Annotated in this window: 9 protein-coding genes and 1 pseudogene; 8 read left to right on the top strand and 2 right to left on the bottom strand. The window is 73.1% G+C overall.

The window, feature by feature from the left end; translation table 11 throughout:
* Positions 1-469 (top strand): PP2C family protein-serine/threonine phosphatase (locus tag N4P33_RS28535; RefSeq protein ID WP_260829728.1); only part of this gene is annotated, 469 nt, incomplete at its 5' end.
* Between the two features lie 48 nt (positions 470-517).
* Entirely contained in the window at positions 518-1,753 is a 1,236-nt protein-coding gene (hemW, locus tag N4P33_RS28530; protein ID WP_260829727.1) for a radical SAM family heme chaperone HemW, read from the top strand.
* A gap of 125 nt (positions 1,754-1,878) precedes the next feature.
* Here the strand turns inward: hemW and N4P33_RS28525 are convergent, their stop codons facing one another.
* Both N4P33_RS28525 and N4P33_RS28520 read right to left on the bottom strand, forming a co-directional pair.
* Entirely contained in the window at positions 1,879-2,679 is an 801-nt protein-coding gene (locus N4P33_RS28525) for a DUF3097 domain-containing protein (RefSeq protein ID WP_260829726.1), read from the bottom strand.
* A gap of 37 nt (positions 2,680-2,716) precedes the next feature.
* Complete coding sequence (locus tag N4P33_RS28520) at positions 2,717-3,439, bottom strand: MBL fold metallo-hydrolase (RefSeq protein WP_260829725.1); 723 nt, start codon at positions 3,437-3,439, stop codon at positions 2,717-2,719.
* 148 nt (positions 3,440-3,587) lie between these two features.
* Here N4P33_RS28520 and hrcA point away from each other — a divergent pair, with 148 nt between their 5' ends.
* The 6 genes and pseudogenes from hrcA to N4P33_RS28490 all read left to right on the top strand — a co-directional run.
* Positions 3,588-4,604 (top strand): heat-inducible transcriptional repressor HrcA, encoded by a 1,017-nt coding sequence (hrcA, locus tag N4P33_RS28515; RefSeq protein ID WP_260829723.1) that lies wholly within the window; start codon positions 3,588-3,590, stop codon positions 4,602-4,604.
* A complete protein-coding gene (gene dnaJ, locus N4P33_RS28510; RefSeq protein WP_260829722.1) occupies positions 4,604-5,740 on the top strand; it encodes a molecular chaperone DnaJ in 1,137 nt (378 codons plus the stop codon). The genes hrcA and dnaJ overlap by 1 nt, the downstream gene beginning before the upstream one ends.
* A 215-nt stretch (positions 5,741-5,955) precedes the next feature.
* Positions 5,956-7,029 carry a nitronate monooxygenase gene (locus N4P33_RS28505; protein WP_260829721.1) on the top strand — a complete coding sequence of 358 codons (1,074 nt, stop codon included), beginning with the start codon at positions 5,956-5,958 and terminating at the stop codon, positions 7,027-7,029.
* Positions 7,026-7,766, top strand: a complete 741-nt coding sequence (locus N4P33_RS28500; RefSeq protein ID WP_260829720.1) for a 16S rRNA (uracil(1498)-N(3))-methyltransferase — start codon at positions 7,026-7,028, stop codon at positions 7,764-7,766. Before N4P33_RS28505 ends, N4P33_RS28500 begins: the two co-directional genes overlap by 4 nt.
* Before the next feature lie 90 nt (positions 7,767-7,856).
* The gene (locus tag N4P33_RS28495) at positions 7,857-8,399 is read left to right on the top strand and encodes a hypothetical protein (RefSeq protein ID WP_260829719.1); all 543 of its coding nucleotides are present in this window, start codon (positions 7,857-7,859) and stop codon (positions 8,397-8,399) included.
* Positions 8,400-8,445: 46 nt separating this feature from the next.
* Positions 8,446-9,416: pseudogene (locus tag N4P33_RS28490) on the top strand (peptidase S41); the annotation flags it as partial.

Here is a 9,416-nt window from a genome sequence, read left to right as displayed (position 1 = left end):
GGCGCGCGCGCTGGTGGCCGCCGGGGCCCGGCCGACCACGCCCGGCGACGGCCCCCAGACCCGCTTCCTGTCCCTCCTCTACGGCGAACTGGTCCCCGTCGAGGGCGGCGTCCGCTGCACCCTCGCCTCCGCCGGACACCCCCTGCCGCTGCTCCTCGCCCCCGACGGCGCCGTCCGGACCGTCGCCCAGCCGCAGACCCTCCTCGGTGTCGTCGAGGACGCCACCTACACCAGCGAGAGCTTCGAGCTGCGCCCCGGCGACAGCCTCCTCTGCGTCACCGACGGCGTCACCGAGCGCCGCTCCGGCAGCCGCCAGTTCGACGACGAGGACGGGCTGGCCCTCGCCCTGGCGAGCTGCGCGGGCCTGGACGCCGAGCCGATAGCGGAACGGATCACCCGGCTCGTGCACGAGTTCTCGGCGCGACCGCCCGCGGACGATCTCGCCCTGCTGGTGCTCCAGGCGGAATGAGGGAAGGGACGGGGAGGCGTACCGGGCCGGTGCGGGACAATGGAGCACATGCCTTCCGCACTCCCCGACGGCGAGCCCGTCCCCGCCGACGGTGCGCTGCCCGCGTCCGCGCTCGCCGGCGCCGCCGACCGCCCTCTCGGCTTCTACCTGCACGTCCCGTACTGCGCGACCCGCTGCGGCTACTGCGACTTCAACACCTACACCGCGACCGAGCTGCGCGGCAGCGGCGGCGTACTCGCCTCGCGTGACAACTACGCCGAGACGCTGGCGGAAGAGGTCCGGCTGGCCCGGAAGGTGCTGGGCGACGATCCGCGGCCGGTGCGCACCGTGTTCGTCGGCGGGGGTACGCCCACGCTGCTGGCCGCCCGTGATCTCGTACGGATGCTCGGGGTGATCCGGGAGGAGTTCGGGCTGGCGGAGGACGCCGAGGTCACGACCGAGGCGAATCCCGAGTCGGTGGATCCGGCGTATCTCGCCGCGCTGCGGGAGGGCGGCTTCAACCGGATCTCCTTCGGGATGCAGAGTGCGCGGCAGCATGTGCTGAAGGTGCTGGACCGCACGCACACGCCCGGGCGGCCGGAGCGTTGCGTCGCCGAGGCGCGGGCGGCGGGGTTCGAGCACGTCAACCTCGATCTGATCTACGGCACGCCGGGGGAGAGCGACGACGACTGGCGGGCCTCGCTGGACGCGGCGATCGGGGCCGGGCCGGATCATGTGTCCGCGTACGCGCTGATCGTGGAGGAGGGGACGCAGCTGGCGCGGCGGATTCGGCGGGGGGAGGTGCCGATGACGGACGACGACGTGCATGCGGACCGGTATCTGATCGCCGAGGAGGTGCTGTCCGGGGCCGGGTTCGAGTGGTACGAGGTGTCGAACTGGGCGACGTCCCGGGCGGGGCGGTGCCTGCACAACGAGCTGTACTGGCGCGGGGCCGACTGGTGGGGCGCCGGGCCGGGCGCGCACTCGCACGTGGGGGGTGTGCGGTGGTGGAACGTGAAGCATCCGGGGGCGTACGCGGCGGCGCTGGGGGAGGGTCGGTCGCCGGGGGCCGGAGGGGAGGTTCTGACGGAGGAGGACCGCCGGGTCGAGCGGATCCTGCTGGAGCTGAGGCTTCGGGAGGGTGTGCCGCTGTCGCTCCTCCGGGACCAGGGGCTCGCGGCGGCACGCCGGGCACTGTCCGAGGGGCTGCTTCAGGAGCGGCCGTACGACGAGGAGGGGCGGGCTGTGCTGACCTTGCGGGGGCGGCTGCTGGCGGACGCGGTGGTTCGGGACCTGGTGGACTGAGGGTCATCCCCGCTTCCGCGGGGAGCAGGCACTGCTCGGCCGTGTCGACGAACTGATCGACGGACCATCTCCGCAGGGGCGGAGAGCAGCCCACCAGGCCCGTTCTGGCAACGACCGGGCGACGCTCAAGACACGGTCACGTGGTCGATGAGTCGTTCCACGCTGCCCAGCAGCTCCGGCTCCAGGTCCTTGTACGAGCGCACCCTCGACAGAATGTGCTGCCATGCCGCCCCGGTGTTCTCCGGCCACCCCAGCGCCCTGCACACCCCCGTCTTCCAGTCCTGCCCCCGCGGCACCTGCGGCCACGCCTCGATCCCCACCGACGACGGCTTCACCGCCTCCCAGATGTCGATGTACGGGTGGCCCACCACCAGGGCGTGTTCGCTGGTCACCGACTCCGCGATGTGCCATTCCTTCGTGCCCGGGACCAGGTGGTCCACCAGGACGCCCAGCCTCGCGTCCGGGCCGGGGGCGAAGGAGTCGACGATGGACGGGAGGTCGTCCACGCCCTCCAGGTACTCCACGACCACGCCCTCGATGCGCAGGTCGTCGCCCCACACCTTCTCGACCAGTTCCGCGTCGTGGCGGCCCTCGACGTAGATGCGCCCGGCGCGGGCCACGCGCGCGCGTGCGCCGGGGACGGCGACCGAACCGGATGCCGTGCGGGTGGGGCGTACCGGACCGGCGGCGGGCTTCACCAGGGTGACCACGCGGCCCTCCAGCAGGAAGCCGCGCGGCTCCAGCGGGAACACGCGGTGTTTGCCGAAGCGGTCCTCCAGGGTCACCGTGCCCGCCTCGCAGCGGATCACCGCGCCGCAGAAGCCGGTGGCGGGTTCCTCGACCACCAGGCCGGGGTCGGCGGGGACCTCGGGTACCGGCTGCGGCTTCTTCCACGGAGGGGTCAGGTCGGCGGAGTACTGGCGCATTCTGACGACGATACGAGGATCCCGCCCGTCGCGATCATCACGACACGCCGAACCTCGCGGCCAGCGCGTCGCGTTGGGCCCGTACGAACGCCGCGTCCACCACCGCTCCGTGACCGGGAACGTACGCCGCGTCCTCGCCGCCCAGCTCCAGTAGACGGTCCAGCGCGGCCGGCCAGTGGGACGGTACGGCGTCGGGGCCGGCCTGGGGTTCGCCGGACTCCTCCACCAGGTCGCCGCAGAAGACCACCTCCGGGTCGCCGGGGACCAGGACGACCAGGTCGTGGGCGGTGTGGCCGGGGCCCACGTTCGCCAACAGGACCTGCCGGCCGCCGCCCAGGTCCAGCGTCCACTCGCCGCACACCGCGTGCCGGGGCCGGATCAGCGCGTCCACGGCGTCCTCCGCCACGTGCGGGTCCAGGCCGTGGCGTACGGCGTCGGCGCGCAGTTCGTCACGGCCGTGGGCGAGGGCCGTGTCCAGGCCGACCGCGCCGTAGACCTCCGCGCCCGCGAGCGCCGCCGCGCCGAGGACGTGGTCGAAGTGGGGGTGGGTCAGCGCGAGATGCGTCACACGGTGACCGGCGAGCGCCTGCGCCTCGGTGCGCAACCGTGCGCCCTCGGCGAGACTCGAGCCCGCGTCGATCAGCAGGACGGCGCCCTCGCCGACGACCAGCCCGGCCGTGCAGTCCCACACCGGCAGCCGGCACCGGCCCACCCCGGCCGCCACCTGCTCCCATCCCGACTCTTCCCAAGTCACGGTCATACCGCGACGCTAACGGGACCGGACCGGCCTTGCCCGGGGGATACCTCCCGGCCGTACACTGGGCCGGGGAAGTCTGGCACTCGCGTGCGAAGAGTGCCAGAGAGTGTCAGTGACGTGACCGGGCGGAAGACCTCTGGAGGTGTGCGCGATGCTCAGTGAACGCAGGCTTCAGGTGCTGCGCGCCATCGTCCAGGACTACGTCGGCACCGAGGAGCCGGTCGGCTCCAAGGCCCTCACCGAGCGGCACAACCTCGGCGTCTCCCCGGCCACCGTGCGCAACGACATGGCGGCCCTGGAGGACGAGGGGTACATCGCCCAGCCGCACACCAGCGCCGGGCGCATCCCCACCGACAAGGGCTACCGGCTGTTCGTCGACAAGCTCGCCGGCGTCAAGCCGATGAGCCCGCCCGAGCGGCGGGCCATCCAGAACTTCCTCGAGGGCGCCGTCGACCTCGACGACGTGGTGGCCAGGACGGTGCGGCTGCTGGCGCAGCTGACCCGGCAGGTCGCCGTCGTGCAGTACCCGTCGCTGACCCGGTCCACCGTGCGGCACGTGGAGCTGCTGTCCCTCGCGCCCGCGCGGGTGATGCTCGTGCTGATCACGGACACCGGCCGGGTCGAGCAGCGCATGGTCGACTGCCCCGCGCCCTTCGGTGAGGCGTCGCTCGCGGATCTGCGCGCGCGGCTCAACAGCCGGGTCGCCGGCCGCCGCTTCACCGATGTGCCGGGCCTCGTCGAGGACCTCCCCGAGGCCTTCGAGCTGGAGGACCGCGGCACGGTCTCGACGGTGCTCTCCACCCTCCTGGAGACGCTCGTCGAGGAAAATGAGGAGCGGCTGATGATCGGCGGCACCGCCAATCTCACCCGCTTCGGACATGACTTCCCCCTCACGATCCGGCCCGTCCTGGAGGCGCTGGAGGAGCAGGTCGTGCTCCTCAAGCTGCTCGGCGAGGCGAAGGATCCGGGCGTGACCGTCCGTATCGGTCATGAGAACGCCCACGAAGGACTCAACTCCACGTCCGTCGTGTCGGTGGGCTACGGTTCGGGCGGCGAGGCAGTCGCCAAGCTCGGCGTGGTCGGACCGACCCGCATGGACTACCCGGGAACGATGGGAGCGGTACGCGCAGTGGCACGGTACGTCGGACAGATCCTGGCGGAGTCGTAGTGGCCACCGACTACTACGCCGTACTCGGCGTGCGCCGCGACGCGTCGCAGGAAGAGATCAAGAAGGCCTTCCGGCGGCTCGCGCGCGAGCTGCACCCGGACGTCAACCCCGACCCGAAGACGCAGGAGCGGTTCAAGGAGATCAACGCCGCGTACGAGGTGCTGTCGGACCCGCAGAAGAAGCAGGTCTACGACCTCGGCGGCGACCCGCTCTCGCAGGCCGCCGGTGGTGGCGCGGGCGGCTTCGGGGCCGGTGGCTTCGGGAACTTCTCCGACATCATGGACGCGTTCTTCGGCACGGCGTCGCAGCGCGGGCCGCGCTCGCGTACCCGCCGCGGCCAGGACGCGATGATCCGCATCGAGGTCGAGCTGGACGAGGCCGCGTTCGGCACGACCAAGGACATCCAGGTCGACACGGCGATCGTGTGCACCACGTGCAGCGGCGAGGGTGCCGCGCCCGGCACCAGCGCGCAGACGTGCGACATGTGCCGCGGCCGCGGTGAGGTCTCGCAGGTCACTCGGTCCTTCCTGGGCCAGGTCATGACCTCGCGCCCCTGCCCGCAGTGCCAGGGCTTCGGCACGGTCGTGCCGACGCCGTGCCCCGAGTGCGCCGGTGACGGCCGGATCCGTTCGCGTCGCACGCTGACGGTGAAGATCCCGGCCGGTGTCGACAACGGCACGCGGATCCAGCTGGCCGGTGAGGGCGAGGTCGGGCCCGGTGGCGGTCCCGCCGGTGACCTGTACGTCGAGATCCACGAGCTGCCGCACCCCATGTTCCAGCGGCGCGGCGACGACCTGCACTGCACGGTCACCATCCCGATGACGGCGGCGGCGCTCGGCACGAAGGTGCCGCTGGAGACGCTGGACGGCATGGAGGAGGTCGACATCCGGCCCGGCACCCAGTCCGGCCAGTCGATCCCGCTGCACGGCCGGGGCGTGACGCATCTGCGCGGCGGCGGCCGGGGCGACCTCATCGTCCACGTCGAGGTCCAGACCCCGACGAAGCTGGACCCCGAGCAGGAACGCCTGCTGCGCGAACTCGCCAAGCTCCGCGGCGAGGAGCGCCCACAGGGCCAGTTCCAGCCGGGACAGCAGGGACTGTTCTCACGGCTGAAGGACGCGTTCAACGGTCGCTGAGTGGGGGCTGCGGCCGGGTGGTTTTCGCCCCCGCCGCCCCTTCCCGTTCCCGACCCCGGGGGATGCCGCCCCCGGACCCCCGCTTCGGCCCTGGACGGGCCTCGTCCTCAAGCGCCGGACGGGCTGAATATGCCGGCCGGTGCTGGGAAATCGTGGCCTATGCCAAGGGGAAGGGCTGATTCGGAGTTGTCCGGAGGACGTGGCACCATGCGGGCATGTCCTCCGCGCTGACCGATCTCCTCCCGCACCCGATCGTGCAGGCCCCCATGGCGGGCGGTGTCTCCGTGCCGCAGCTCGCCGCCGCGGTGTCCGAGGCGGGCGGGCTGGGTTTCCTCGCCGCCGGGTACAAGACCGCGGACGGCATGTACCAGGAGATCAAACAGCTGCGCGGACTCACCGGCCGCCCCTTCGGCGTCAACCTCTTCCTGCCCCAGCCGGAGACCGCCGACCCGGCCGCCGTCGGCGTCTACGCCCATCAGCTGGCCGGCGAGGCCACCTGGTACGAGACGGAGCTCGGCGACCCCGACAGCGGCCGTGACGACGGCTACGACGCCAAGCTCGCCGTCCTCCTCGACAACCCGGTGCCGGTCGTCTCCTTCCACTTCGGCGTGCCGGCCCGCGAGGTCGTCGACTCCCTGCACCGTGTCGGCAGCTTCACCCTCGTCACCGCCACCACCGCCGAGGAGGCCCGCGCCGTGGAGCGCTCCGGCGCGGACGCGGTGATCGCGCAGGGCATCGAGGCCGGCGGCCACCAGGGCACCCACCGCGACGCCCCCGAGGCGGACGGCTCCGGAGTCGGACTGCTCTCGCTCGTGGCCCAGGTCAGGGAGAGCGTCGGCATACCGGTCATCGCCGCCGGCGGCATCATGCGCGGCAGCCAGATCGCCGCCGTGCTCGCCGCCGGCGCCACCGCCGCCCAGCTCGGCACCGCCTTCCTCGCCACCCACGAGTCCGGCGCGCACGCCCTGCACAAGCAGGCCCTCACCAACCCCCTCTACGTCCGCACCGAGCTGACCCGCGCCTTCTCCGGGCGCCCGGCCCGCGGACTGGTCAACCGCTTCCTGCGCGAGCACGGCCCTTACGCCCCCGCCGCCTACCCCGACGTCCACCACCTCACCGCGCCGCTGCGCAAGGCCGCCGCGAAGGCCGGGGACGCGCAGGGCATGGCGCTGTGGGCGGGGCAGGGCCACCGCATGGGACGGGAGCTGCCCGCCGGGCAGCTGGTGGAGGTGCTGGCCGCCGAACTGGCCTCCGCCCGGACAGCGTTGTCGGCGGGAGGTGCCCGGTGACCGCGCCCGTCTTCGTCGTCGACCGCTTCGACACCCCGGGCGGCGGCAGCTTCGTCCTCGACGGCCCCGAGGGGCGGCACGCCGTCTCCGTGAAGCGGCTGCGCGCCGGGGAGGCCGTCGTGCTCACCGACGGCGCCGGGTGCTGGGCCGAGGGCGAGGTGGAGGCCGCGGAGGGCAAGGACCGGCTCGTCGTGCGCCTCGGCGAGGTCCGGGAGGAGCCCGCCGAGACGCCCCGGCTCACCGTGGTCCAGGCGCTGCCCAAGGGGGACCGGGGCGAGCTGGCCGTCGAGACCATGACCGAGGTCGGCGTCGACCGGATCGTGCCCTGGTCGGCGGCCCGCTGCATCACCCAGTGGAAGGGCGAACGCGGCCTGAAGTCCCTCGGCAAGTGGCGGGCGACCGCCCGCGAGGCCGGCAAGCAGTCCCGCCGGGTCCGCTTCCCCGACGTCGCGGACGCGGCGACGACCAAGCAGGTTGCCTCACTTCTCGCCGAAGCCGACTTCGCCGCCGTCCTCCACGAGAGCGGCACCGAACCCCTCGCCACCACTGAACTCCCCACCAGCGGCGACATCGTGCTGGTCGTCGGCCCCGAAGGCGGCATCGCACCCGACGAGTTGGCACTCTTCGAGCAGTCCGGCGCCAACGCCTTCCGCCTGGGCCGCACCGTCCTGCGCACCTCCACCGCCGGTACGGCCGCCGCCGCGCTGCTCCTCGGCCGCACCGGCCGCTGGTCCTGAACGCTCGTACCCCTCCCGGCGCTTGGAAGGGGCGCACGGTGGCCGTATGCGCCCTACCGCCGCGCCTGTGACGGTGGCAGGCTGCCGTCCATGGGGGTGTGGCAGAGGATGCGGGGCGGGACGCGACTGCGGCGGACGGCTGTGGCGGCCGGGTTCGCCGTGGTGGCCGTCGGCGGTGCCGTGGCGTGCGAGCCGGGCGCGGTGAGCTCCGCGACCGTGGCGTACACGGTCGACGAGACGGTCACCGACGAGCTCAACCGGCAGAAGGCCGGGGTGCGCTGGCTGAGCTGCACGGCGTCCTTCGACCGGGACGGAACCGCGTCCCGTTCCGCCACCGAGAAGACCGTCGCCACCGTCGACTGCCAGGGCGAGACGGAGGACGGCAAGGAGATCACCGTCACCGGCAAGGTCACCCACGCCATCGACGGAGCCTGCGTGCGCGGGGACATCACCGCCAAGGTCGACGGCAAGCAGTGGTTCCGCGTCGACGGGCTGGGCGACTGCAACTCCAGCAGCCCGCCCCCGGTCGGCGGCCCCACGGGCGGCGGGCCCCGCCCCACCGTCACCGTGACCGTCACCACCACCGTGTGGTGCGACCAGTACCCCGACTGCCGTCCCGTCGAGGGCAAGTGATCCAAAGCCCTGGCCGGGCCGCCACCCGCGTGCATAGGGTGATCGGGTGACACAGCCTGCATCGGTCGCATCCGCCGCGTATCTCCGGTTCCCGCATCCGCACGGCGAGTTGGTCGCCTTCACCGCCGAGGACGACGTGTGGCTCGCCCCGCTCGACGGCGGCGGAAGGGCCTGGCGGGTCAGCGCCGACAACACGCCGGTCAACCATCCGCGCATCTCGCCCGACGGCACCACCGTCGCCTGGACCTCCACCCGCGACGGCGCCCCCGAGGTGCACATCGCGCCCGTCGACGGCGGCCCCGCCAAACGCCTCACCCACTGGGGCAGCATCAAGACGTCGGTGCGCGGCTGGACCCCGGACGGCGAGGTCCTCGCGCTCAGCTCCTACGGCCAGGCCAGCCTGCGCCGCACCTGGGCCCGCGCGATCCCCCTCGACGGCGGCCCCGCCACCACCCTGCCGTACGGCCCCGTCGGCGACATCGCGTACGGCCCGCACACGGTCCTGCTCTCCGCCACGATGGGCCGCGAGGCCGCCTCCTGGAAGCGCTACCGGGGCGGTACGGCGGGCAAGCTGTGGATCGACCCCGAGAACGACGGCGAGTTCGTCCGGCTGCACGCCGGCCTCGACGGCAACATCGAGTACCCGCTGTGGGTCGGGGACCGGATCGCGTTCCTCTCCGACCACGAGGGCACCGGCGCGCTCTACTCCTCCCTCGCCGACGGCTCCGACCTGCGCCGCCACACTCCCCTCGACGGCTTCTACGCCCGCCACGCCGCCACCGACGGCACCCGGGTCGTGTACTCCAGCGCCGGTCAGCTGTGGGTGCTGGACGACCTGGACGGCGCCGAGCCGCGGCGGCTCGACATCCGGCTCGGCGGGCAGCGCACCGACCTGCAGCCCTTCCCGGTGAACGCCGCCCGCTGGTTCGGCTCCGCCTCGCCCGACCACACCGCCCGCGGCAGCGCCGTCTGCGTGCGCGGCACCGTCCACTGGGTCACCCACCGCGCCGGGCCCGC

The sequence above is a fragment of the Streptomyces sp. 15-116A genome (assembly GCF_025290915.1).
Lineage (GTDB): Bacteria > Actinomycetota > Actinomycetes > Streptomycetales > Streptomycetaceae > Streptomyces.
Note: the sequence above shows the minus strand (reverse complement) of the source record. Positions and strands in the feature narration are given on the sequence as shown.